Origin of the sequence: Guyparkeria halophila (assembly GCF_034479635.1) — a bacterium.
GTDB classification, from domain to species: Bacteria; Pseudomonadota; Gammaproteobacteria; order Halothiobacillales; family Halothiobacillaceae; genus Guyparkeria; species Guyparkeria halophila.
On sequence record NZ_CP140153.1, the window covers coordinates 976,790 to 997,257 of the forward strand.

21 protein-coding genes and 1 pseudogene are annotated in these 20,468 nt (G+C 64.4%); 5 read left to right on the plus strand and 17 right to left on the minus strand.

Annotated elements, in window-relative coordinates:
• Positions 1-67: 67 nt before the first annotated feature.
• The 5 genes from SR882_RS04605 to SR882_RS04625 all read left to right on the plus strand — a co-directional run bounded on the left by SR882_RS04605 (position 68) and on the right by SR882_RS04625 (position 3,079).
• Entirely contained in the window at positions 68-355 is a 288-nt protein-coding gene (locus SR882_RS04605; protein WP_322522169.1) for a hypothetical protein, read from the plus strand.
• Positions 348-1,463 (plus strand): FAD-dependent oxidoreductase, encoded by a 1,116-nt coding sequence (locus SR882_RS04610; RefSeq protein WP_322522170.1) that lies wholly within the window; start codon positions 348-350, stop codon positions 1,461-1,463. The genes SR882_RS04605 and SR882_RS04610 overlap by 8 nt, the downstream gene beginning before the upstream one ends.
• Before the next feature lie 87 nt (positions 1,464-1,550).
• Positions 1,551-2,006, plus strand: a complete 456-nt coding sequence (locus SR882_RS04615) for a hypothetical protein (protein WP_322522171.1) — start codon at positions 1,551-1,553, stop codon at positions 2,004-2,006.
• A 239-nt stretch (positions 2,007-2,245) separates the two neighbouring features.
• Positions 2,246-2,602 (plus strand): hypothetical protein, encoded by a 357-nt coding sequence (locus SR882_RS04620; RefSeq protein WP_322522172.1) that lies wholly within the window; start codon positions 2,246-2,248, stop codon positions 2,600-2,602.
• A 135-nt stretch (positions 2,603-2,737) separates the two neighbouring features.
• Positions 2,738-3,079 (plus strand): hypothetical protein, encoded by a 342-nt coding sequence (locus SR882_RS04625; protein WP_322522173.1) that lies wholly within the window; start codon positions 2,738-2,740, stop codon positions 3,077-3,079.
• A gap of 157 nt (positions 3,080-3,236) precedes the next feature.
• On the opposite strand, the gene SR882_RS04630 is transcribed toward SR882_RS04625, so the two are convergent.
• The 17 genes and pseudogenes from SR882_RS04630 to SR882_RS04710 all read right to left on the minus strand — a co-directional run bounded on the left by SR882_RS04630 (position 3,237) and on the right by SR882_RS04710 (position 20,439).
• A complete protein-coding gene (locus tag SR882_RS04630) occupies positions 3,237-4,082 on the minus strand; it encodes a CbbQ/NirQ/NorQ/GpvN family protein (protein WP_322522174.1) in 846 nt (281 codons plus the stop codon).
• 60 nt (positions 4,083-4,142) lie between these two features.
• Complete coding sequence (locus SR882_RS04635; protein ID WP_322522175.1) at positions 4,143-4,469, minus strand: P-II family nitrogen regulator; 327 nt, start codon at positions 4,467-4,469, stop codon at positions 4,143-4,145.
• Positions 4,466-7,606 carry a DUF2309 domain-containing protein gene (locus tag SR882_RS04640; RefSeq protein WP_322522176.1) on the minus strand — a complete coding sequence of 1,047 codons (3,141 nt, stop codon included), beginning with the start codon at positions 7,604-7,606 and terminating at the stop codon, positions 4,466-4,468. Before SR882_RS04640 ends, SR882_RS04635 begins: the two co-directional genes overlap by 4 nt.
• Positions 7,607-7,610: 4 nt before the next feature.
• Entirely contained in the window at positions 7,611-8,357 is a 747-nt protein-coding gene (locus SR882_RS04645; protein WP_322522177.1) for a hypothetical protein, read from the minus strand.
• A gap of 1 nt (position 8,358) precedes the next feature.
• A complete protein-coding gene (locus SR882_RS04650) occupies positions 8,359-10,041 on the minus strand; it encodes an NADH-quinone oxidoreductase subunit 5 family protein (RefSeq protein WP_322522178.1) in 1,683 nt (560 codons plus the stop codon).
• Positions 10,042-10,162: 121 nt separating this feature from the next.
• Positions 10,163-12,514: a nitric oxide reductase activation protein NorD gene (locus SR882_RS04655; RefSeq protein ID WP_322522179.1), complete on the minus strand. Its 2,352-nt coding sequence runs from the start codon at positions 12,512-12,514 to the stop codon at positions 10,163-10,165.
• An 80-nt stretch (positions 12,515-12,594) separates the two neighbouring features.
• Entirely contained in the window at positions 12,595-12,972 is a 378-nt protein-coding gene (locus SR882_RS04660; RefSeq protein ID WP_322522180.1) for a hypothetical protein, read from the minus strand.
• Complete coding sequence (parA, locus tag SR882_RS04665; RefSeq protein WP_322522181.1) at positions 12,969-13,607, minus strand: ParA family partition ATPase; 639 nt, start codon at positions 13,605-13,607, stop codon at positions 12,969-12,971. Before parA ends, SR882_RS04660 begins: the two co-directional genes overlap by 4 nt.
• Before the next feature lie 35 nt (positions 13,608-13,642).
• Positions 13,643-13,921 (minus strand): 4a-hydroxytetrahydrobiopterin dehydratase, encoded by a 279-nt coding sequence (locus SR882_RS04670; protein WP_158611738.1) that lies wholly within the window; start codon positions 13,919-13,921, stop codon positions 13,643-13,645.
• 28 nt (positions 13,922-13,949) lie between these two features.
• Positions 13,950-14,360: a ferritin-like domain-containing protein gene (locus tag SR882_RS04675; RefSeq protein WP_322522182.1), complete on the minus strand. Its 411-nt coding sequence runs from the start codon at positions 14,358-14,360 to the stop codon at positions 13,950-13,952.
• Between the two features lie 39 nt (positions 14,361-14,399).
• Entirely contained in the window at positions 14,400-14,729 is a 330-nt protein-coding gene (locus tag SR882_RS04680) for a BMC domain-containing protein (RefSeq protein ID WP_125198463.1), read from the minus strand.
• Between the two features lie 139 nt (positions 14,730-14,868).
• On the minus strand, positions 14,869-15,165 hold the full coding sequence (locus SR882_RS04685) for a BMC domain-containing protein (RefSeq protein WP_136865891.1): 297 nt from the start codon (positions 15,163-15,165) through the stop codon (positions 14,869-14,871).
• 69 nt (positions 15,166-15,234) lie between these two features.
• On the minus strand, positions 15,235-15,531 hold the full coding sequence (locus SR882_RS04690; protein WP_058575618.1) for a BMC domain-containing protein: 297 nt from the start codon (positions 15,529-15,531) through the stop codon (positions 15,235-15,237).
• Between the two features lie 54 nt (positions 15,532-15,585).
• Positions 15,586-15,825, minus strand: a pseudogene (locus SR882_RS04695) (carboxysome peptide B); the annotation flags it as partial.
• A gap of 1 nt (position 15,826) precedes the next feature.
• Complete coding sequence (locus SR882_RS04700) at positions 15,827-16,078, minus strand: carboxysome peptide A (RefSeq protein ID WP_058575620.1); 252 nt, start codon at positions 16,076-16,078, stop codon at positions 15,827-15,829.
• Positions 16,075-17,637, minus strand: coding sequence for a carboxysome shell carbonic anhydrase (locus SR882_RS04705; RefSeq protein WP_322522183.1), 1,563 nt, complete (start codon positions 17,635-17,637; stop codon positions 16,075-16,077). The genes SR882_RS04700 and SR882_RS04705 overlap by 4 nt, the downstream gene beginning before the upstream one ends.
• A 21-nt stretch (positions 17,638-17,658) precedes the next feature.
• Complete coding sequence (locus tag SR882_RS04710) at positions 17,659-20,439, minus strand: CsoS2 family carboxysome shell protein (RefSeq protein ID WP_322522184.1); 2,781 nt, start codon at positions 20,437-20,439, stop codon at positions 17,659-17,661.
• Between the last annotated feature and the right edge of the window lie 29 nt (positions 20,440-20,468).

Below are 20,468 nucleotides of genomic sequence, written 5' to 3' on the forward strand. Positions count from 1 at the left end.
CCTTGGTGCGGCATATGAGCCGAGTTCCAGGACGGAACGACGGATTACTGCTTTCAAGGAGTGATACATGAAGTGCCCCCACTGCGACGGGTCGTTCAGTCTGTTTTCCAGAGAGATGAACCGGTTTGGAAGGGAGGCGAAACGCTGCCCTTACTGCCAAGGTTCGGTGCGTCTGTTCGTGAGTCTCAAGGTGGCCGCGCTTCTGTTTGTTCCTGCCGTCGCGCTGGCCATCGTCCTGGAACCCGTCATGGCGGGTTTCGGTATTGGTGGCTCGGTCACGACCGGGATGGTGTGCGGGTTGCTCGCTTGGCTCTCGCTGAGGCTCAAACCGGCACCGCTTCGAACCGATGGGTGACCCGCATGGGCCCTCGGGGCGGGCAATAAAAGCACCTCGAATACTCGTGGTCGGTGCTGGCGCCAGTGGTCTCGCGTTCGCGCTGGAGTGTGCGAGTCGGGGCACGCACGTCCGAGTGATCGAACGACGCTCTTGCAGGTCGTCGATCCAGAAGGCAACGGGTGTGGCAGCCGGTGTCTGGAGGCGGCTGTCGAAGTTTGGGGTGTCACCAACATCCGTATCCGCTGCGATCCCGATGAGGAACTTCGCCTTCCACGACGATGGGAGGTTGGTCGCCAACGTTCCGGTACCGGAAATCGACGGCGAGCCACCGGCTCACCTCTATCCGCAGGGCGAGCTTGAACGGTATCTGGAAGAGGCCCTGTCCTCGCGGGGAGTGGAAGTCGAATACGACACGGCGTTCATTTCCTACGAAGCGAGCGGAACGTCGGTGCGGGTCGGGATTCGGGATGAGGGCCAAGAAGTCGAACGTACGGAGGAGTTCGACTGGGTGGTGGGTGCCGATGGTGCGCACAGTGCAGTGCGCCAGGCGGCCGGGATGCCGTTCGTCGGTCGGGACTACCCGGAAACCTGGTCCGTCGCCGAGATCTCCACAAGGAAGTGGCCCTCCGACGCGCAGGCGCAGCTCTTCCTTCGATCGGACGGCGTCGGACTGTTCCTGTCCCAGCCGACCAGCGGCGTGGTTCAGGGCATTCTCAACGCTCCGAACGTGTCGAAGGCGCTTCACGCTCATTTCCCGGATGCGGAGCTCCGCTACGAGCGCGATTTTCGTGTGACGCTCAGGCGTGTCCGATCGCCGAGAACGGGCCGAGTGTGGCTGATCGGCGATGCGGCACATGTGCAGTCGCCGGTGGGAGGTCAGGGTCTCAATCTCGCCATCTGGGACGGAATCACCCTGGCTGAGGGGTTGCTGGCCGGCGACCTGACCGTTGAACGAGTGCTGGCGAGGCGCGCCCGGACCGTGCTCCTCTTTACCGACTTCGACTATCGAATGTTGGCGACGAAGAGCCGGCTGGTTCGCTCCGTCAGAAACCGGTACTGGGCATATGCCGCGAAACACCCGGCACTGGCCCGGTGGTTCTTCAAGCTCATATCCGGCGGCTGGTGATCAGGGCATTGAAGCCGCCGGTGGGGAGAAGTGGGCATGACGGTATGTCCGATCGGTTCATGTGATAACGGGTGAATGATGCGAAAGATGATCCAGATACTGCTGAGCGTCGTGGGGGCTGCTGCCGGAATCGTGAGTATGGTGTCCCTCTACTTCTGGCTGGTGTTTGCCAATGGCGTGGTTACGGGAGATGGTGGCATGGTGTCGTTCACGCAGACTGTCGCGCCTCACATGTACGAAAGTCTTTCGTCTAGTCAGAAGCTTCTTATCCATGCGCGCGACTATTTCATCGTCATCGGTGGGGCAATCGGATGGTTGTCCTTCTTCGCGCTGTTCGCCATGACGGCGAGGCCCTGGAATCGCCTGCCACGGGTAGTCATAGGCGGGTGTGTCGTGGGAGTGGTTGCCGCAGCCGTCACGGCCATGCCGATTCATGCCATGAGTATGGTCTTCGCAATGCCTCCCGTGCTGGCAGTCAGCGCATTGCTTCTTCGAGCATATCTGGCAGTACCAGATGCCGAACGTGGGAGAATTCTGTTGTGATCGTTTGACGGGCATGGGTTCCGAACCGATAGGCGCTTGAACACGGCTTGATTGGAGCCTGGGAATACATTCTTCAGGTGAAATTCCGATCGCAAACCGCCCAGGGGCGGTTTGCCCAGAGTAGGGACGGACCACCCAACTCGGGTGGTATTTGTTTCAGGATTTACGCCAGCGACAAGGAATCAGTCACTCGGTTGAGGCCGGATTGCCTCGATCGTCACAACCGTCAGGAGGACGAGATGAAGAAGAGACGTATTGCGCTTACCGCCGTATCGCTGGCGTTCATTGCCGGCTGCGCCACGACGAGTTTCGAGCCGCCGAATTGGGTTTATGAGGCCTGGTCGAAGGATGGGGTGTCGGAAACGCAGGTGAAGGCCGAGATGCGTGATTGCGGCTACGACGACGTCAGCTGGGCCAATGACCTGTCGAAAGAGGAAGCCGCGCGAGCAGAGGCCTGCATGAAGGCGAAGGGTTTCGAACTGGACCTTTCCACCTATCGCCCGCATAACTGCTACGGCAACGCGCCGTATTTCTGCAAGCGGCTCTGGGGCGGGCAGGCGCCGCAGGTCGTGGAGGTGAAGCCCTCCGCCGAGTGATCACCGATGCGACAAAGGGTTGCGATTGCGTTGATCGCTTACCCTTCGTTAATCCGTCTGTCTCTCGTCAGCAGTCAAACGCCAAGACGCAAGAAGCGTATGTCTTTCATTCATGTCACAGGGAGTGACTGATCAATGGCTTTTTTTTCTACACTTCGGCGGACCTATCGCACGTCCCTGCTGTCGTCGCTTGTCACTCTTCCGTTTTTCGTCATCCTTTTGTTAAAGGCGATCGCCCCGTATTCGCCAGCGGGTGTTGCGGGCTGGCTGATCATCGTTCTTGGCATCATCGGTTTTGAGGTGATGACAATGGCAATGATGCTTTGGGTGAAGGACACGCCACCCCGTGAAGCCACTCCACGCTGGACACTGATCGCCAAGATCATTGGTTGGGCGGTCCCAGGGGTCATCATCGTGACAATTGGGCTGATGAACTTGCTGGATTACCTGAAAGGCACGGTTTTCGTCCAAGGCTAAGAGCTGAGGGGGACCAGCTGTGTGATCGAGGTTGTCGCGATGGCGGCGTGCCTAGTAAATGCCAGCCCCTTTACCGAGAATTGGCGAGAATTGGGGGCTCAAAGCAAAACGCCCAGCCAAATGGCTGGGCGTTTGTCCTTCCGGCGGGCGTTTCTCCTTACGAGAAGAACGCGCTGACCGCGGAGTCGAGGGTGTCGCGCATGTCCGGGTCGTCGGTGATCGGACGGACCAGGGTCATGGAGCAGGCATCGCGCGGGTCGACCCCCTTGTGGATCAGCTGGCCTGCGTAGACGAGCAGACGGGTCGAGATGCCTTCGTCGAGGCCGTGGCCCTTGAGGTTGCGCGCGCGCTGGGCGATCTCGACCAGCTTGCCGGCGGTGTCGCGATCGACGCCGGTCTCGTGGGCGAGGATCTCGGTCTCGGTCTCCGGGTCCGGGTAGTCGAAGTCGAGCGCGCCGAAACGCTGCTTGGTCGACTGCTTCAGATCCTTCATCAGGTTCTGGTAGCCCGGGTTGTAGGAGATGACGATCTGGAAGTCGGGGTGGGCCTCGACCAGCTCGCCCTTCTTCTCCAGCGGCAGGACGCGACGGTGGTCGGTCAGCGGGTGGATAACGACCGTGGTGTCCTGGCGTGCCTCGACGATCTCGTCGAGGTAGCAGATCGCGCCCATGCGGGCGGCCGTGGTCAGCGGGCCGTCCTGCCAGCGGGTGCCGTCCTTGTCCAGCAGGTAGCGGCCGACCAGGTCGGAGGCGGTCATGTCCTCGTTACAGGCCACGCTGATCAGCGGGCGCTGCAGTTTCCAGGCCATGTACTCGACGAATCGGGTCTTGCCCGAGCCGGTCGGGCCCTTGAGCATCATCGGCATGCGGGCCTTGTAGGCGGCCTCGTAGAGGTTGGCCTCGTCGTGGACCGTGCGGTAGTAGGGCTCGGTCTGGATGCGGTATTCGTCGGCGTTCGCGTTGCTGTCGCTATTGCCGTTCTGGGGTGTCTGATCAAACAGCATGTTGCACTCTCGGATTCTGTATTGGAAGTCGGGTCGACGTGGCTCGCTAGCCTATCGCGATCAGCCCTTGAACTTAACCAGTCGGCTGACCTGGATGTCGGAAACAAAGACCACGCCGCTGTGCTTGTCGAAAAACGGGGCGAAGCCTTCGAGCAGCGGCTCGACCAGTTCTTCCGGAACGGCGGCGATGATCATGATCAGCACCTCGTCCTCGTTGAACATCAGGTGGCCTTCGTGGAAGCCCTGGCTGCCCTTGCCCGACAGGTTGCCGACGATGGTGTAGCCCTTGACGTCAGCGCGGTCGAGGATATCGGTGGCGAATTCCTGGTGCTCGCCCTCGATGATGATCTCGAGCTTCTTCAGCGGGTTGAGTTTGAGATTGCTCATGCAGGGCTCTCCTCTGCGTCAATGGATTCCAGTTGCTTGGCCCGCTGGGGTGCCGGTCCCAGGTCGTGCCAGTCGCCGCGATCGAAGAAGTGCAGGTGGCCGGTCTCGGGGTCGGCGACCACCACGTTGATCCAGCCGTTGACGATCAGGCTCAGTGCCTTGGGCACCCGGCCGGCGGCGGCCAGCACGTGCGGCACCGGCGCCTCGACGATCACCAGCAGTCGAAGGGGCTCATGGTACGGGCGGCCATCCTTGAGAACCGTCTGCGAGGGCAGGCCGGTGCGGATGTCGGACAGGTTGCCGCTCATCACGCCGAAGCGCCCGGCAACGTTGTGATAGGCCTTGGAGCCACTGCCGAAGCCCTCGTTGTCGACGGCGGAGAAGTAGTGCTCGAGGTTGATCCATTCGCCGATGATCAACGGGCCGGAGAGGATGGTATCCAGCAGGCGGCCCCTGGAGTCGAGCTTGTAGTCGTAAGACAGCAGGAAGCTGCGCCCGTCGAGGTTCATGTCCTCGGTCAGGTGCCGGCCGCCGACGACCACCGCCGCGTTGCGCGCCAGGCCCCACTCGGGGCGTACCTGGGTCCAGTCGCTGGTGTTGCGCTGGATGTGGCGGTACGCCGTGGTGGTGTCGAGGTTCGGATCGACGCCATCCTCCAGCGTCGGCAGACGTTCGGCGGCGCACAGCCGGCTGGCCGCGCGCAGGCCGTTGCGCAGGCGCTCCATGTAGACCAGGTGGCTGGTCGGCAGCAGGTCGAGGTCGTGCAGCACGATCTCGTCCGAGGTGGTGTTGTGCTGAGCCGGGACGAACCAGGTGTCATCCGGGATGTGGATGCCCTGTTCGGCCAGGCGACGACGCACATCCGACTTGTTGGCCATCTGCGCGAGCACGCGCGCGGAGACCAGGCCGTGGCCGCCACCGCAGGCCCCGCAGTCCAGCGCGGACTCGTAGGGGTTGTTGTCCGACTGGCTGGCGTGGCCGGCGAGGATGACGAAACGGGAGAAGGTTTCCTTCATCCCCATCATCCGCAGCGCCTGGCCGACGAAGTAGACCTGCTCGTCGGTGGAAAAGCCGATCTTGCCCAGTCGCTCCATCTGCATGGAGACAAACGACGGGTTGATGCGGTACTCGTCGCGCAGCGTCTCGATGAACTCGGCCTCGGCGGCGGGGCTCAAGGCGAACTGGCGGGCGAACTCCGAGCTGCCCTCCTTGTTGCCCATCGCGATCTCGCGCAGCTCGCGGATCATCGCGTCGGTGATCGCGTCGCGGTCGATGCCGAGCTGCTGGCCGATGGCGCGCACGATCGTCACCCGCTGCAACGAGCGGACGATCGAATCGCCCTGCTCGCGCGAGAGCTTGTCGATCAACAGGCGGGTCGAGGCGTCCTTGGGCTCGATGCGGTTGCGCCAGCGGTCGTAGACGCGCGGCGCGACGGTCTTGCCGATCATGTCGAAGCCGAACAGCAGGCCAATGGCCTCGACGGTGAAGTAGGGAGAGAGCACCGAGCTCTTCACGTCGTGCAGCACGTGGCTGGCCGAGGAGTAGAAATCGGTCTCGATCTGCGTCGCGCCGGTGGGCACTTCCAGCACCACGTTCTTGGGCGTGATCTGCACCGGGCAGAGATCCAGCTCGGTACCCTTGCCCAGGCCGATGAAGCTGACCGGCACGCCGAAGAAGCCGGCGATGCCGAAGGTCTGGTAGTCGCCGACGTGCTCGAGCTGGCGGCGGATGCGCTCGGAACGCACGTCGATGCAGAACAGCGCCTGGGCAAACGGGCGCTTTTCGCGCTTGGCCGGCGGCAGCAGCTTGATCTCGTTGAGGACCGACTTGCGGTAGACCGCCTCCATGGCGCGCAGCCACATCATGCCCTCGCCATCCTCGAACTCGTCGAGCAGGGTGAGCAGGGTGTCGACCTGGTCGGCGTCCAGCGCCTTGAGTGCCTCGGTCTGCCCGGCGGCCTCAGCCAGCGAGAGCAGGCGGTCGGCCTGGCGGCGCGCCTCGGCGAACCGCTCGGCCTGCAGGTACTCGGGCAGGAGGCGGTTGATGCGGCCGGGGTGCTTGTGCGCCAGGGCGTCGTCGACGCGGTGGGCCCACTCCGGCTGGACGGTGCCGCCGTGGTAGGCCTGGCGCAGGTAGCACTCGGCGGTGTGCTGCTCGAGATACGCGGACAGCTCGGGGAAGGTGGCAGGCAGGCGCTTGCGACGGGCATGTTCCCGGATCAGCGCCAGCCCCAGCACCAGCCGGATGGCCAAAAAGTCGATCAGGTCGGCGGGGTAGGTCTGCGACCAGTGGTAGCGGTTGGCCGACGAGCGCCAGCGGATGAAGCCGGCCCAGCCGTGCAGGCGGGTCAGCTCGCGGGTGATCAGCCCGTCCCAGTGGGCCTCCTCGATACCCAGCTCACCCAGCACGTAGGCGATCACGCCCTCGGCGGACGTGTCCTGCGCGAGGATCTTCTTGATGTGCAGGCCGCGCAGGAACAGGCGCAGGTTGCGCTTGGCCAGCGCACTCCAGGCGGTGAAAAAGCCGTGTTCGCGGCCCGGCATCTGCAGGGTCGACTGGCCTTCGTCAAAGAAGTCCAGGCAGCTCTTGATCACCAGCTCGTCGAGGGTGGTGCCAATCTCGGTACCGAACAAGAGGTCGATGGACTCGTACAACGGGCGCTCGGGCGGGAACTGCCTGGCAAGGCCTTCCTGCAGGGCGTCGATGTCGGCGGTTACCTCGGCGCAGGAGGTCTCGCCGTCCATGGTGCACTTGATGTCCTCGGCATCCGCCAGGTCCAGCCGCACGCCAACCGTCTCCGGCGTCCGGCACAGCAGGGTCTGCAGCAGGCCGTGGAGATCGAGTTCACCGATGGCATCGCGCTCGGCCAAAAAGCGCCGGATGTCGTCACCTAAGGTGGCGTCGTCGACCTTGCCCTCGGCGTGGTAGCGCTGGTAGTCGGTCCGCGGCAGGAACCCCCGGCCGTGGAACAACTGCTCGCCCTGGCGCACGCCCTGCTCGAAGGGCAGGTGCTCGAGGCCATGCAGCGGGTTGTGATGGATGAAGGTCCGCATCGGCCAGAAGAACGGGATGGGTTCGGCGGCCATGTGAACCATGGAGCGGATTTTCAGGCGATGGCCCAGCGTCAGTCGGCTCATGGCGTCAGACTCCTGTCCAGATCAGGTTCAACACGACCGCGGCGACGATAACGCCCGCGAAGGCCCACGCCTGGGGAGCGGGCAGGTCGACGAGGCTCTTGCCGCTACGCGGACCGAAGACCGTATCCCGTAGCAGGCGGGTGCCGGCCCAGCTCCAAAAGAGCCAGGTCAGCAGGGCGATGATCACGGGTGCCGGGTCGCTGTCGAGCAGCAGGTCGAGCATGACGAAAAAGCCCGGCGAGATCGGCAGCGCCATCGCGGCGAGCAGCACCACCGTGATCAGGCCGGCCAGTCGGGGGATGTCCCGTGCCATGCCGGTGACCAGGCCGGAGTAGGCCGCGCCCAGGCGGCGTTCCAGCAGCGTCGTGATCGCCACCAGCAGGGCCGGTGCGACGGCAAATCCGAGCACGAAGGCATGCAGGTCGATCGCCCGCGCGCCGTCGGCCGCCATCACCCAGGTCAACGCGAAGGCCGAGGTGGCGAGCATGGCCGCCCACTGGCCCAGCTCGCGCACGGTGAGCAGGCGCCAGGCGTAGAAGGCGGCGGTGATCAGGCCCCACCAGAGGAACGCACTCCCAGTCAGCGGCACGCCGGCGGCCAGCACCAGCAGCACGCCAATCTGCGGCCAGACGAGGATCAGCGCCACGCGGATGACGGGGTTGTTGAACCGCCCAAGCAGCCAGTTGAAGACCATGCTCAGGGGGAACAGGGGCAGGAAGAACCCTGCCAGCAACAGCAACAGCGTGTTCATGTCAGCGCCACCTCATCCAGACATTGATGCGCTTGGAACCCTCGAGCAGGGCCTGGCTCAGCCGCTCGTACAGGTCGGCAATGTACAGCTCGCGCGAGATCAGCGAGTAGAGCGTCAGCCGCAGCTCGGAGAAGCGATTGCCGAACAGCGACTCCTCGCGACTGGCGAGATAGCTGCCGATCCAGCCAACCAGTACGACCAGCCCCAGCAGCAGCACCAGGCCGTCGAAGGTGACCGCGTCGAGGCCAGCGGCGTGGTAGAGGGCCTCGCGGAAGGCCTCATCCGGGTACAGGAAGGTCTCGAACGTGTGACCGATGATGCTGTAGCCGATGACGATCAGGGCGAACGAGAGCAGGATCATCAGCATCATGCGCACCGGGTTGGTTGCATCCAGCCGATGGGTGGCGAACAGCACCTGCACGCCGGTGATCCAGCCGAAGAACAGGAGCACGATCGCGCCCTGTTTCTGGAAGAAGTCCGGCGAGACCGCCCAGTGCGCCAGCAAGAGGATGACCAGCGGAACGACGAGCGTCACCACGCCGATGGCGAGCCATGGTAGCCGCGTCGGCTTGCCGGTCTTACGGTCGACCAGGAAGGTGTAGAGCGGGTTCTGCGGGACGTCGTCGTGGCGGCGCGCATCCCCGATCAGGTCACCCGAGCTCAGGAACATGGTCGCCTTGAACATGCCGTGGGCGATCAGGTGGAACACGGCCAGCGAGAACGCACCGACGCCCGTTTCCATGATCATGAAGCCCATCTGGCCCATGGTGGAGTAGCCCAGCGATTTTTTGATGTCGTTCTGCGTGAGCATCAGCACCGAGCCGATCACGGCGGTAAGCAGGCCGACCACGAACAGCAGGTGCAGCACCCCGTCTGCATTGACGAAGGCCGGGGCAAACCGGTTGATGATGATGCCGCCGGCATTGACGATGCCCGCGTGCATCAGCGCCGAGACCGGCGTCGGGCCGTCCATGGTGTAGGGAAGCCAGGTGTGCAGCGGGAATTGGGCGGACTTGGCGAAGGCCGAGACGGCGATCAGCCCGGCCGCGATGATGGCCGCCGGCATGCCGAATACCTCGGTGTCCGGGGCGGCCATCAGCCGGTCGAACAAGGTCGGGAAGTCCAGCGCCCCGTAGGCCTGAAACAGGATGACGGCCGCGAGGACCATCGGCAGATCGCCGATACGGTAGGTCAGGAAGGTCCAGAAGGCATAGCGCTCGCCCGGCCGCGACTCGGTGTTCTGGGCGAGCAGAAAGTACATCATCACGCTGACCAGGTGCCAGGCGATCAGCAGGGTGATGAGATCACCGGCCGTGACGAACAGCAGGATAGAGGCCGTCATCAGGTCGAGCAGCATGAAGAAGCGCGCGTAGCCCGGCTCCTCGGCCATGTAACGCACCGAGTAGATATGCACGATCAGGCTGAAGCCGGACACGACCAGCGCCATGGTGGCGCTCAGGGGGTCAAGGTAGACGCTGCCCCAGTTGCCGCCGATGCCCATCCAGCTCGGGCCCTGGTCGCTCGTGATGAAGACCACGATCTGCCAGAGGGCGACGAGGAAGGTGATCACCCCCATGCCCACGCTCAACTGGGCGACCCGCCTGCCGAGCCGGCCAGCCAGCAGGTGCACCAGCAGGGCGGAGAGCACCGGCAATAACGGGATCAACCATTGCAGTTTGATCATGTCCTTACTCCATCTTTCACTGGCCGGTGCCAGCTCGCTGCAAAAATATCGGGTTGTCGTTCGTTGACCGCCTTCGCGACGGCCCGGGGCCGGGTGGGGCGGTGATCGCCGCCCCGGTGAATCAGCGGGTCATCGACAGGTACAGCGCCGGCAGCTTTTCGGGCAGGCGCGAGACGTGGTCGAGCACCATGAAGTTCCGGGGACCGAACACGCGCGATACATACTCGTCGGCGTGCGGGTCGAGGGTCACGCAGAAGGTCTCCACGCCCTGGCGGTGCAGTTCCTCGACGGCCTTCTTGGTGTCGTGGCGCAGGTACTGCGGATCGCGCACGTCGTTGTCCGAGGGTTCGCCGTCGGAAAGCATCAGCACAAGCTTGCGCTGGCTGGGCCGCCGGCTCATCACCGAACCGGCGTGGCGCAGGGCGGCGCCCATGCGCGTGGACAGTTGACCGGTCATGCCGGCCAGACGCGCCTTGGCCTTGTCGCCGTAGGGTTCGCCAAAGTCCTTGAAGCGGTAGTACTCGACGTCGTGGCGGCCATTGGAATCAAAGCCGTGGATGGCGAACGGATCGCCCACCCGGTGGATGGCATCGGCCAGCAGGGCGGCGGCCTCGCGGGCCAGGTCCAGGACGGTGGTCTCGTCCTCACCGCGGCCGATGAGGTCGTTGGTCGACTCGGACAGGTCGATCAACAGCATCACCGACAGGTCGCGGACCTGCAGGCGGGTACGGATGTTGATGCGTGGGTCCGGCGTCTGGCCCATGCGGATGTCGATCATCGCGCTGATCGCGGCGTTGATGTCGATCTGATCGCCGTCCTCGACCTTCTTCTCGCGTACCACGCCCTGCGGCTGGATGCCCTCGATCAGGTATTTCAGGCGACGGACCAGCGGCTTGTGGCGGTCGAGGATCGCGTCGATGGCCTCGGGGTCGCCGTCGACCGGGCGCTTCTCGTTGATAGTGGTCCAGAACGGGCGCTCGAGCTGGGTCATGTAGTCCCACTCGTGGTAATGCACCGGCGAGAGCGTGCGGTCCTCGGCGAAGATATCGGAGTACTTGCGACCGTGGTTGTCGTAGAGTTCGGTGCCCAGAACCCAGACCTCGTCGGCGTCCTCGGCGGAGATGTACTCGACGTCGAGCGAGTTGAGCATCTCCAGCAGGGAGACGTAACGACGCTTGTCGTCGACGCTGCCTTCGCGCTGGATCTCCATCGCCGACTCGGGCTTTTCGAACAGAAAGCGGTTGTCGTCGCGGTAGGGGATGCTGGGCACGTCCTGGCTGGGACTGAATTGCAGGCCCATTTGCTCGGCTCGATTGGCCAGTGCCAGACCGGCCGCGCGAACCCGCTCGTAGCCCTCGAGGTCCTCCTGAATCGTCATCAGGGACTCGCGGGCCTGGGCGATCAGCGGATGGTCGTCGGCATAGTTCGGGTCGAGCAGGGCGAGTGCCAGCCGATCGAGCAGCGGGCCGACGCGCTCGGCATCGGTTTCCTCGTGGCGGTTGACCGCGATGCGCGCGATGCGCGTCCACAGCGGGGCCAGTCCGGGGAAGTCCTTGCCGGCCAGCATCTCGACGCGCGCGTCCTCCATCAGACCGATGAAGGTCTGCTGGAGCTTGGAGGCGTCTTCCGACTCGGCATCGAAGTCCGAGTAGATCATGTGCGCGGCGGCGTGGGCGGCCGAGGCACGGTAGAGATTGACGCCGTCGACCGACGAGTCGTCGCGATCGACGTAGTCGTCGAAGGCGTCGGGGAGATTGATGAACGGCCCCTCGATGAACGGCCGATAGCCCTCGCGGCTCTCGAAGTCGCCGGAGGTAGGACGCAGCAGGAAGTTGCGCGCCCACAGCGCACGCAGGTACATCACCAGCCGGCGCTGCACGTCGACGAACAGTGTGCCGCGACGTTCCTTTTGCAGCACGGCCTCGGCATCGGGGCTGGCGAGGCTGAAGTAGGCATCCAGCGCGTCGAAGTCACTGCGGTGGGCATTGATGCCCCAGGTGGCCCACCGTCGCAGACCGCCCAGCGTGAGCACCTCGAGCAGGTGGTCGAGTTGCGTGAGCATCGGGCGCAGGGCACGCGGCGCCTGCGCCAGGATGTAGTTGACAAGCGACAGGTACTGCTGGAACAGCGACGCCTCGCCCAGCCGGCTCGCCGCCACCGGCGCGGTGGAGAACAGCAGGACGAGTACCGCGGCACTGGTCTTGGAGAACATCTTGATCGCCATCGAGAGCAACTCGAAGGCGGTGTCGGTGCCGAGCTCCCGCGCCACCTGGGGCGTGCTCTCGATATAGGCAAGCACCAGCTCCTCGCCGCGCCCCAGCGATTGCAGGCTGATCGCGCCCTCGAGGTAGGCCTCGAGCGCACGCGGCGAGAAGACCCGCGAGGCGTCCACCCAGTGGATCTCGAGGATTTCGCGCGCGGATTCGCCCAGTTCGGCCAGGCGCTCCTGGTCTTCTAGCCGTGCACTCGTCATGACGTCGATCGTGGCTCTGCTGGTGACAAGGAAGAAAGTTGGCCGGCGCTAGGCCGGCCTGAACGCGGGATCAGGCGGGATCAGTCCGGCCAGACGCGGCGCGGGTGCAGCGGTTGATCGCCCAGGCCTGGCGCCTTGTTCGGCTTGCTGGCCGGCTTGCGGGTGGTCGAGGACTTGGTGGTGCTCGACTTGGCGGCCGGCTTCTTGGCGGCCGTTTTCGTTGCCGGTGCCTTGCTGGCGGGCGTGGAGCGCTTGGCCGGGGCCTTGCGGGCAGTCGATGTCGCCGGCTTGCTCGCGGTGTTGCTGGCCGCCGTCGTCTTGCTTGCCGTGCTGCTGGTCGCGGCCGGCTTGGATTCAGTCTTGGCGGTCTCGGTCGGCTTGGCCTGGGACGTCGCCTGGGACGTCGCTTGGGACTCCGACTTCACGCTGGCGCTCAGCTTGTCTTCCAACTTGCTCATGGTGACGTTACCTCGTCGATGATGTTCTCGATTTCGTCCACCGCCGCACGACCACGGCCGCCAAGCTGGTAGACGCTTACTCCTTCCACGACCGCCGTTCGATAGGCGGCCCGACGGCGCACGGCCGCCGGGAGGACGGGCAAACCAAGCCCCGCAACCGCATTCTGCATGGCACGGGTCATGGCGCTACGCGGTTCGGTCTGGTTGAGCAACAGAGCCGCGGAAAGGGATTGGTTGCCGTTCTCTCGCGCCTGGTTCACCGCCTTGACGGTGTCGGCGCTCGCCCAGAGATCGAGCGGCGAGGGGAGAACGGGAATCAGGACCTGGTGGCTGTGAAGCAGCAGCTCGATGGTCACGTTCATGTCGAGCGACGGCGGGCAGTCGACGATCACGAAGTCGCAATGCTCGCGTGCCGCGGCGAGGTTGGCGTGGGCATCGTCATGGTCGTCGAACAGGCGGGGCAGACCGGACTTGGCCTCACCCCAGCCCGACCAATGCCGCAGGGCACCCTGGGGGTCGGCGTCGATCAGTCCCACTTCCGCGCGCCGGGCGAGCCCGGAGGCCAGGTTGATCGACAGCGTGGTCTTGCCACAGCCGCCCTTGAGGTTGGCCAGTGCGATGACGTGTGCGGCCATGGTGTCACCCTCCTTGATGGGGTCAGCCTGCCTGATTAACCCGCCTGGGTCTTCTCGGCCAGTTCGGTCGCCTGCTTGGCGAAGCGCACCTCGAGATCGCCGAGCGTCTCCTCGAGAGGGGAGACGTTGACGCTGACCTGGGTGCGGTCGAATTGCAGGCTGGGGTGATAGCCCATCTCCTCGGATACCTCGGCAAGGCGGTCGAGGAAATCACGTGTTTGCGAATAGTCCTCGAACTCGAACTTGCGGATCAGCATGGGGGGGCGCTTCTGGGTCTGCCAGCCGTCCACCTGGATGTCGGTCGTCTCAACCATGTGCGTTCTCCCTGAGAACTCGTGTTGCCTAACCGCCGAGCTGACGGACGTGGCCCAGCTCTTCGTTGAAGAGGCGGGCGAAGAGGGCGCCGGTCTCGTCCGGCTGGAATCGCCGGAACCAGTTGGCGGCATCCTCGTAGAACCGCACGGTCTCCCATTCCTTGGCCCGACTGAGGGCCAGAAGTTCCTCCGGGTCTCGACCGGGTCGAACCGGGGCGAGGGAGAGCGCCGGCGGGGCGAACCCCAACCACAGCATCTGCCGGGTGACGAGGTCGGCATGCCCCATCTCCTCGTCCGACAGGCCGTACAGTTGTTCGGCCAGCGTCTGCTGGCCCCAGAGCGATGCCAACGTGGCACGGGTGGCATGCTGCTGGGCGGATTCCATTTCCAGTTCCAGGGCTCGTCCCAGTAGCCCGATCACACGCGCATTTGATCGCATGACCACGGTCAACTCCTCAGTGCAAAGGATCAACCACGTTTACGCGTCCATCGACGGGACGCACCAGGAGGATTCGCAGTGGGCGGCATCCTCCGGCAGGATCGACTCGACCTCACCATGCACGCGGGCAATGATGTGGGCAGCCACCAGGCCATCACCGACGCGTTCGCAGGCATCGGCGCCGGCACGGACCGCGGCGTTCACCGCACCGGTCTCGCCGCGCACGAGGACGGTGACGTAACCGCCACCGACAAACGAGCGGCCGATCAGCCGCACTTCCGCGGACTTGGTCATCGCGTCCGCTGCCTCGATGGCAGGGACCAGGCCACGCGTTTCGATCATGCCCAGTGCAATACCGGAATTAGCCATGTGGTGAACCCTCGGGTCGGTCAATCCAACAAGAGCCGTCAGCACTCATGTCTGAACGGCTCCTGCAAAAGAATCTGGGTGGCAGACAGGGCCGTGCCACGGGGACACGACCACAGGAGCCTGCTCAAATCACGCGGACTTAGGCGTCCGGTGCTTTCGGCAGAATGTTCTCTACCTCGGAGTGGACGCGCGCGATGATGTGCGCAGCGACCAGGCCGTCACCAACGCGCTCACACGCATCGGCGCCAGCGCGAACGGCAGCGTTGACCGCGCCGGTCTCACCACGGACCAGAACGGTCACGTAACCACCGCCGACGAACTGACGACCAACCAGGCGAACCTCGGCAGCCTTGGTCATGGCGTCAGCCGCTTCGATTGCCGGCACCAGGCCGCGCGTTTCAATCATTCCCAGTGCGATACCGGATACATCAGCCATTTGAGTTACTCCCAAGCTGTAGTTGAATCAGTCGGCGACGTCAGGACGCCGACATTACGTAAATCCGCCTTAGGCTTCCGGGGCTTTCGGCAGGATGTTTTCTACTTCGGAATGGACGCGCGCGATGATGTGCGCAGCAACCAGACCGTCACCAACACGCTCACACGCATCAGCGCCAGCGCGAACGGCGGCGTTGACCGCGCCGGTCTCGCCACGGACCAGAACGGTCACGTAGCCACCGCCGACGAATTGACGACCAACCAGGCGAACCTCGGCAGCCTTGGTCATGGCGTCAGCCGCCTCGATAGCCGGCACGAGACCGCGCGTTTCAATCATTCCCAGTGCGATACCGGATACATCAGCCATCTTGTCTCTCCTCTCGAACGACTTGTTAAAACGAAAAACCTAGTGTCAGCAAGGATCCCAGTGATCGATGATGCCGACAATTGTCAGATCCGTCTGGATCGTGGGATCCGGGAGCGCCAACCGGGCGGCAGAACCGCTGACGGTGACGACCCATTTACCCTCTGGTGCCCCGACCGGGTCGGCCGCGACGTTGAGGCTGCCGGACTGGTCGACCAGCACCCTCAAGGAAACATGTTTCAACCCGGGCACGCGCCGCGTGGCCACAAGGTCGGAACGTACCTGCATGATCTCCATGTCACTCAGCGGACCACTGGTCGATGATCCCGACGATGGTCAGGTCGGACGGGTAGGATTTGCTACCAGCCGCTTCCCGAGCCGCCGAGGAACCGACGCAGATCACCCAGTCACCCGGGATGCAGCCGATCGCGTCAACGGCCACCTGCGGTGTGCCGCCCGGCTTGTCGGTCACGACCAGGAGCGGGCGGTGGCCCAGCTCGCCGATCCGGTTGGTCGAGACCAAGGTCTTTTCGACCCGCATGATCTTCATGCCTGAGAAACCTCTTCAATTTCGCTGCCCGACGGGCGGTCCTGTACGGTCAGCTGGAAATACAGCATGTCCTGTTCATCCAGCTCCGAGTGACGCTCGCGGATCGCGTGGCAGACCCGCTGTGCACGGGCCACGGCCCGTTCGCGCCCACCCGGAACACGACCGTCGTAACGGAAGTGGATGGCAATCGGGATGGGGAGTCCGTGGCTCACGTTGAGCTTGCGGAAAATCTTGATCCCGACGTCCAGGTCGTTCGTGTTCTCTTCTACCGTGTGGAGGTGCGCGAAATACGCCAGATTGCGCATCTGCACCTCCTCGAAGCCATCGCCGACGCTGATGTAGCGCTCGGCATGGCCGATGATCTCGGCCGGGTACCGCCCCTGGTAACGCTCCGTCACGTAATCGATCTGTGACAGGTTGTTGATCAGCAGGTTGGCTACGAACCGCCGCATGCCGTCATGCGGTTCGCCCCCGGTCGTGCGCCCCCAGTCATCGGTTTCGTTGACCGAGCGGATGGCATCGTAAATGGCCAGATGGGCCGCATCGCGCTCCAGGTTCAACGTCTCCTGGTACAGGTAGGCGTTGTCGATGTAACGGTGCACGCTGACATCGCCGTTGGCGTCGGGGACATGGACGCGAATCGCGTCTGTGTCCGTGTCGACACCCACCAGCAGGATGTCCGTGCTGGCACCACAGCAGTAGGCATTCTCCACTGCCTGGCGGAAGGCCTGCAGCCGATCCAGTGCGGCCTCGGCTGCCTTGCGCTCGTCGCTGCCATGCGCGGCGCAGCCTTCATGGTGAGGGTCCGAGGAGCTGCCGTGATAAACCGCGATCTTGAGATAGCGGCTACCCTCGTCAGCCCGATTCGGTACGCCCTCGCGAAACCGGCGGAGTTCGACCTCGCTCCAGAGCCGAAGATCCTCTTCGACGTCGAACAGTGCGCCGGCATACGCCTTGCGATAAGTGAACGACCAGGGCGGGAGCCGAAAAATAAACGGCATCAAGCCCTTCAACCGTCCGTCCGAGCAGGGACTGATGTCGACTGCGTGAAAGCCGCAGTCGAGGAAGAAGCTGCTCGTGGACAGTGCGTCGTCCTTTTGGTCTTCCAGTTTGCGCCCGAACTGCTTGGTAGCAGCGTTGAGCGCCTCAAAGGTGGCGCTTGCGAAGAGCCCCTTCAGGTCCGGGCCCTCGATCCAGCTGTCGTTGACCAGGGCCTCATTGAAGCCATGGCCAAGCCGATCTTGGGCCATTTCCTGAATGCGGTCGCCCAGCTGCCCGTCACGGGGCAGGGCGGCCACCTCCTTGAGAAACGGGACGATACGATCGAACCGCTCCTTGACGGAGTCTTCGCAATACGCCAGTTGTCGGTTGGCCTCGTGGTTGGTGAGCGGGTGATGACAACGGCGTTCCGGCAGCGAAGGGCAGGCCGGGTGCGCGACCGGCTGAGGTGTGCCCAACGGGCTGCGAAGCCCACTGGATGCACCCAGACCGAACGGCGCCCGACGCTGACCCAGTCGGGGCGCACCCTGACTGCTGCGACGAAACGGCTGTTGTGTCATGTGCCCGTTCATTCCTGCCACTTAGCCCCGAGCACCACCGGAGTAGGTGATCGTCGAGCCGTTCATGTCACTACCGCTGCTGCCGGTGATCTTGGATGCCGGAACATCCGGACGCGGCACTTCACGGTTGACCCAGGCATTGCGTACGGCACCACGAGTCTGACCACGCAGGGACGGGTTGCGGCCCTGAGCCCACTGGCCCTCGGTACCGGTCACCGAACCGTTGCGAGACCAGTCATCGCCAGAGATGCGGCAACGTTCACCACCTTCTCCAGTGACACGCTCACGGACCTGTGCCTCGGGGGCACACTGCAGCGCGGCGTCGGCCGGAGCGGCAGCCGGGATCTCCGGTTGCGGCTCGGCGGCTTCCACCGGCTGCGCCGGCGCATTCTGAGTCGGTGCCGGTTGAGCCGGGGCGGGTGCGGGCGCCGGGGCCGCTGCCTGCGGGGCAGGCGTCGGCGTCGGCATGATCGAACCCATCCGCGGATGTGCGGCGCTCGGCTCAGGGTGACGGAACTCCGGCGTGCCGGTGATCAGTCCCATTGCCATGTTGCCTGGACCCGTGATGCGGCCACTACCCTGGTCAAACGAACTGCCCGTGACGCGACCGCGAGCGGCGCGTGCCGGCGGGTTCACGCTGAAGTCCTCGGGGGCCGTGATCGGCTCCTGGGGTTGAGCGTAAGCCGCCTGAGGCGCGTACCGAGCACTCGGTTGAGTCCGCGCGGCCAGCGGATAGCTGGTCGGTGCGGCACAACCGGTGTGCATCGCGTTGGCGTAGGGCGTGCCGCTGACGTAGTGGTCGTAGCCGTACTCGTTGCCGGTGACGTGATCGGTCCGATCCATCGGCGTGCCGCCAACGGTCTGGCCTTCACAGGTCATCGACGTCTCGACCTTCTCAGCGTGGGGTGCGGGCGAACCCGAGCAGTAGGCACCATAGTGTTCAGTGCCGTAATACTCGGTACCGGTGACGGGCATGCACCCCCCTTGCTCGTCACCGGACATCTTTGGGTGATGGTCGACGCGCTGACCGGTCAGTCCACGACCCGCGAGGGTGTGCATGGACTGAACCTTGTCGACGCCGCCACCGCAAAGACGCGGTTCGCCGTACTGAGAGCCCGTGACACGGGAGCAGGAGCCCGGCTCGTTACCCGTCACACGCTCGCTACGGTCCACGAGATTGCCCGTGATCCGCTCGCCGTGGCGTGACTGGTCGACGCCGACCTTCTGGTGGCCCGGCTCGGGACGCGTGTCGCAGAACGACTCGTACTGCTCGAAGCTCAGGTACTGCGTACCGGAGACATTGCGGCAGGTGCCCGGCTCGTCACCCGTGACGTGGCTGGAACGACCAATGGCGGTGCCCGATACGGCGCGACCGGTGTAGGTATGCGTTTCCGCCACCTTTTTCGGCGCCCCGTTGATGGTCATCCGCGCTACGCCGGAGTCCGCGTACTCGGACCCGGTGATCGACCGGCTTGCGCCAGTTTCCCCACCGGTGGCCCGGGCCGGACGGAACTCGTCGCTACCGGTCACACGCATCTGCTTCTCGGTCCGACCTTCCACCACCTTGTTGGCGTGGGTTGGGCGGGCCTTGGTGCCGCAGAACGATTGCAGGTCCTCGCTGCTCAGGTACTCGGTGCCGGTCACGGACTCGCAAGTCCCGCGCTCGTCACCGGTGACCTGGGCGGCTCGACCTACCGCGGTGCCGCTGACGCCATGACCGCGGGCGGTCGTGGTCGAGCGAACCTTCGGCGCGTTCGGCTGCGGGCGGGTGGAGCAGAACGATTCGTACTGCTCGGAACCGATGTACTCGGTGCCGGAAATCACCCGGCAGCTGCCGGACTCGTTACCAGAGACGCGGTTGCTGCGCTCCACCTGGGTGCCCTTTACCTCACGGCCGGAAATCGTGTGACCGGTTTCCACCTTTTTTGGCGTGGACGCCTCGCTGGTGGTCTCGGTCTTGCGACGTCCGGTAGGACGGCAGGACGGGGCGCTGCCCCGGCCGTAGTGGCACAGCATCTCGCGATGACGCATCGACGCCTCGCGACCGCTGGCACTGGTATCCAGATAACCCGGAACCTGGTAACCCACACGTCCCGGACCGCCCTGCGAGGCCGGCTTGGCCGGCAACGCACGCTTGCCCTTGTTTGCCATCGCCTCGCGGCGAGCTTGGCAAATCTGGCGCACGCGGTTGGCCTGCGGGCCAAGGCGGGCCGGACGCTTTTTGGCGACCGTGCAGAGTGACTCGAACGAAGCCTCGTGCTCGGAGTCGGCCTGGGTGTCGTTGCTAGCCGGTGCCGGCTTCGACTGCGAGCGAACCTCGTCAGCGAAGGGCATCTGCTTGCGACCCGGACCGCCCTGGGAGGCGGGCTTCGGCGGGAGTGCACTCTTGCCGTATTTCGCCATTGCCTGGCGACGTGAACGGCAGACGGACCGCACCAGGTCCGCCTCGGAACCGTACTGACCCGGATCGGACTCGGCGAGCGAGCACATCTGGTCGACGGATTCGTCGGTGGACGCGGATGCGTGGGATTGTGAGGCGGCAGCGCCGTTGCTGCCGGAATCCCGCGATGCCGCGGGGTTCTGGCGAGCGGCCGACGCGGCCGTTTTCCAGGTCGAGGTGCTGGCGTTCTTGCCGTGTGCAGACAACTGCGCACGACGGGCGCGGGCCAGATCCTTGCCGGTCAGACCGGCGAGGCTGCCCCCTGCCGAAGAGGACGACGTGTCACCACGCCGAGCCGCTTCCTGTCGGGCGCGAGCTGCTGCACGATTTCTGGCTGCATTGTTTCCAGATTGTACAGGCATGCCTGTTGTACCTCGTGTTGATGGTTAAG

Excerpts from the sequence above, each read along its gene's own strand:
- SR882_RS04605 (WP_322522169.1), top strand. The coding sequence starts at position 68 with ATGAAGTGCCCCCACTGCGACGGGTCGTTCAGTCTGTTTTCCAGAGAG.
- SR882_RS04610 (WP_322522170.1), top strand. The coding sequence starts at position 348 with ATGGGTGACCCGCATGGGCCCTCGGGGCGGGCAATAAAAGCACCTCGA.
- SR882_RS04615 (WP_322522171.1), top strand. The coding sequence starts at position 1,551 with ATGATCCAGATACTGCTGAGCGTCGTGGGGGCTGCTGCCGGAATCGTG.
- SR882_RS04620 (WP_322522172.1), top strand. The coding sequence starts at position 2,246 with ATGAAGAAGAGACGTATTGCGCTTACCGCCGTATCGCTGGCGTTCATT.
- SR882_RS04625 (WP_322522173.1), top strand. The coding sequence starts at position 2,738 with ATGGCTTTTTTTTCTACACTTCGGCGGACCTATCGCACGTCCCTGCTG.
- SR882_RS04630 (WP_322522174.1), bottom strand. The coding sequence starts at position 4,082 with ATGCTGTTTGATCAGACACCCCAGAACGGCAATAGCGACAGCAACGCG.
- SR882_RS04635 (WP_322522175.1), bottom strand. The coding sequence starts at position 4,469 with ATGAGCAATCTCAAACTCAACCCGCTGAAGAAGCTCGAGATCATCATC.
- SR882_RS04640 (WP_322522176.1), bottom strand. The coding sequence starts at position 7,606 with ATGAGCCGACTGACGCTGGGCCATCGCCTGAAAATCCGCTCCATGGTT.
- SR882_RS04645 (WP_322522177.1), bottom strand. The coding sequence starts at position 8,357 with ATGAACACGCTGTTGCTGTTGCTGGCAGGGTTCTTCCTGCCCCTGTTC.
- SR882_RS04650 (WP_322522178.1), bottom strand. The coding sequence starts at position 10,041 with ATGATCAAACTGCAATGGTTGATCCCGTTATTGCCGGTGCTCTCCGCC.
- SR882_RS04655 (WP_322522179.1), bottom strand. The coding sequence starts at position 12,514 with ATGACGAGTGCACGGCTAGAAGACCAGGAGCGCCTGGCCGAACTGGGC.
- SR882_RS04660 (WP_322522180.1), bottom strand. The coding sequence starts at position 12,972 with ATGAGCAAGTTGGAAGACAAGCTGAGCGCCAGCGTGAAGTCGGAGTCC.
- parA (WP_322522181.1), bottom strand. The coding sequence starts at position 13,607 with ATGGCCGCACACGTCATCGCACTGGCCAACCTCAAGGGCGGCTGTGGC.
- SR882_RS04670 (WP_158611738.1), bottom strand. The coding sequence starts at position 13,921 with ATGGTTGAGACGACCGACATCCAGGTGGACGGCTGGCAGACCCAGAAG.
- SR882_RS04675 (WP_322522182.1), bottom strand. The coding sequence starts at position 14,360 with ATGCGATCAAATGCGCGTGTGATCGGGCTACTGGGACGAGCCCTGGAA.
- SR882_RS04680 (WP_125198463.1), bottom strand. The coding sequence starts at position 14,729 with ATGGCTAATTCCGGTATTGCACTGGGCATGATCGAAACGCGTGGCCTG.
- SR882_RS04685 (WP_136865891.1), bottom strand. The coding sequence starts at position 15,165 with ATGGCTGATGTATCCGGTATCGCACTGGGAATGATTGAAACGCGCGGC.
- SR882_RS04690 (WP_058575618.1), bottom strand. The coding sequence starts at position 15,531 with ATGGCTGATGTATCCGGTATCGCACTGGGAATGATTGAAACGCGCGGT.
- SR882_RS04700 (WP_058575620.1), bottom strand. The coding sequence starts at position 16,078 with ATGAAGATCATGCGGGTCGAAAAGACCTTGGTCTCGACCAACCGGATC.
- SR882_RS04705 (WP_322522183.1), bottom strand. The coding sequence starts at position 17,637 with ATGACACAACAGCCGTTTCGTCGCAGCAGTCAGGGTGCGCCCCGACTG.
- SR882_RS04710 (WP_322522184.1), bottom strand. The coding sequence starts at position 20,439 with ATGCCTGTACAATCTGGAAACAATGCAGCCAGAAATCGTGCAGCAGCT.